The organism is Streptomyces sp. WG5 (assembly GCF_049974565.1).
Taxonomy (GTDB): domain Bacteria; phylum Actinomycetota; class Actinomycetes; order Streptomycetales; family Streptomycetaceae; genus Streptomyces.
Map to the genome: position 1 here is coordinate 1 of NZ_JBNGGC010000147.1, position 889 is coordinate 889.

1 protein-coding gene is annotated in these 889 nt (G+C 65.9%); it reads right to left on the reverse strand.

Translation table 11 applies throughout. The annotated features are described in order from the left end of the window. Positions 1 to 77: 77 nt before the first annotated feature. Positions 78 to 889, reverse strand: an 812-nt coding sequence (locus ACP4IX_RS36295; RefSeq protein ID WP_426558927.1) for an IS30 family transposase, incomplete at its 5' end; no start/stop codon positions are given.

An 889-nucleotide genomic window follows, 5' to 3' on the forward strand; every position in this document is an offset into this window, starting at 1 on the left:
GCTGGACCCGGCGCCGCCGCCAGCCGCGCCGGCGCCACCGTGCTGCCGACCGATCCGGTGACCACCGGCAGCGTGCGCTATCGCTGATCTTTCCACCGTCGTCGTCCCGGCGAAAGCCGGGAGGTGGATTCACACTCGAAGTGCAACACTTGAGCAGCAAAGACCTCTGTCGGGGTCTTGAAGTCAAGGCATTTGCGCGGGGTGTTGTTGTAGGCGGCGATGGACTTGCGAAGGCGGCGGGTCGGCAGCTTCTCAAGGTCGGTGTTGCGCGGGATGAAGCGGCGCATGCGGCCGATGGCGTTCTCGATGCCACCTTTCTGCCAGGGGGCGTGGGGATCGCAGAAGAACGTCTTGATCAAGAGGCTTTGCAAGGAAAGGTGAGCTGCGAACTCGGTGCCGTTGTCGAAGGTGACGGTCCGGCGGATCGGTTGTGGCAGGACCTCGAACAGGCGCACGAGATGGTGGGCGACGCCGGAGGCGAGCTTGCTTGCGAGGGGGACGCCGAGCAACAGGCGGGAGGTGCGCTCATGCACGGCCAAGATCTGCTGACCGTATTTGGAGAACATCATGAGGTCGGCCTCCCAATGGCCCGGGGTCTTGCGATCGGCGACCTCGATGGGGCGCTGATCCAGCGAAACACGGCCTTCGATGAAGCTTGCGGGACTGCCGCCCCGCTTGCCGCGACGACCGCGCTTGCTCTTGCCGCGCGGCAAATAGCGCCGCCAGCTGAAGTCCGAGGTGCGGGTGAGCTGGGCATAGATGAAGCGGTAGATGCTCTCATAGGAGATCACCCTGCGGCCGTGCTCACGCGCCAGCCGGCCGGCGACCTGCTCGGGCGACCAGCCCCGACCAAGACGTTCCAACACCGCGCGGCGCAGGCCGGGCTCTC